1 protein-coding gene is annotated in these 1,712 nt (G+C 47.3%); it reads right to left on the minus strand.

All coding sequences use genetic code 11. The annotated features are described in order from the left end of the window. Nucleotides 1-147 precede the first annotated feature (147 nt). Nucleotides 148-1,712, minus strand: a 1,565-nt coding sequence (locus RRG12_RS43910) for an N-acetylmuramoyl-L-alanine amidase family protein (protein WP_420763347.1), incomplete at its 5' end; no start/stop codon positions are given.

The raw sequence follows: 1,712 nt of genomic DNA on the forward strand, positions 1-1,712 counted from the left end.
AAATCTGTTGACTTGCAAAGCATCAGATGACAATAACAAAGAAGCTACTCTTGTCCCGCAGCAAGAATACTTAAATTGTTTTACTACTAAATTGGATAAAAATGGTAAAGATTAGATGTATTTACTCAATAATTTCGACTAAATTACTTATCTTCTCTTTAGATACTGAAGAATGCCACGAGCGATCGCATCTGCCATTTGATTTTGGTAAGCCAAGCTTCTGAGTTTAGCGTTATCATCTCGACCGGTCAAATAACCTGTTTCTACCAGAATCGAAGGCATAGAACTTTTTCTGAGGACAAAAAATCTGGCTCGCCGCACTCCCCTGTCTCTGACATTTACACCTTGGAGAATACTGTTATGGACAGTCCGAGCTAGACCCAAACCACTGTCGTAATAATATGTTTCCAAGCCGCTGACATCCGAACGACCTGGCCCGACTGCATTAGCATGAATACTCACAAACACATCAGCATTAGCTCGTTCTGCTAATTGCACCCGTCCTGGAAGGGTAACAAAATAGTCAGAATCCCTTGTCATAACTACTTGTACGCCATTTTGCTGCAAGACCTGAGCTATTCTTTTGCTAATAGGCAAAATAACATCCTTTTCGCGTAATCCTCCAAGACCTACTGCACCAGGGTCTTTACCGCCATGTCCTGGGTCAATGAGGACTACCACTCGTCCATTGGTAACTCGGCGCTGTGGTTGGGTTGGAGGTTGGGGATTGGGATTGTTTGGGTCTGGGAATGGCCCCCGGTTTGGTGGTGGTAGCGGAGGTAAAGCAAAAGGAGGTCTTCTGGGGGGGATTGTCACAATTCGACGAGAGCCTTGTATTGGTAGAGCTAAAAGCTGGTCGCCGATTTGCTGGGGTTGTCCAAGTTGTACTCCGCTTGCTGGTTGAACTAAGACAACGACTGTGTTGGGTTCTTGTGGTTGCAGGCGTACCCGGAGAATGGGGCTATTAGGAGCAAAAGTAGGGCCTGTAACTCTGGGAGCTAACTTGGCATTGGGAATTGTGACGCGGAACAGACCAGAAGTTCTATCCCAAGCTCCCGTAGCAGATACAGTTTGGTCGGCTCTAATTAGCAGTTGTGTGCCATTATCAGCCAGTTGTACAGACTCAATTGTTGCTGGGGAGTTGTTAGCAGATAGTCTGCTAGGTAGAGAGGGTGGTTGTGACTGATTGTCCGATAGATTTGAATTACTACTTCCAGGCAGTGTGACAACGCGACTAGGCAGAACTACCAAACCACCACCGTTACTATTACTTGCTCGCCAGTCTGGGCTATTTTTATCTACCCGCAAAGTCAGGCGAACGCCAGGAGGTTGGGTTTGTAGTCGGGTGAATTCGACGCGGCTAACACCATGCTTGTTAACCGGTATATTATTCTGCTGCGCCAGACGTGGTGATAAAGATGCGCCAGAGATATCCATGAAGATGGTAGCGCGATCGCGGCTGCGAATTACCTGAATTGGAGGATTACTACCACTGGTGCGAATGAACAACCCATCACCTGTGACTTGTAAGCTCTCAATTTGAGTCGCCCCTCGTGTAGTAGTGGCAACTCTTGAAATGCCAGGTTGCGGCTCAGAGTTTGGGGTAACAACAGTGTAAGCACTTCTGGGAGATGAGGTCGGAGATGAGGTGGGAGATGAAGCTACTCTCTCGATTTCTGGCTTAGGTAATTGCACCGTCCAGCGATCGCCAG

Source organism: Nostoc sp. CALU 546 (genome assembly GCF_048836525.1).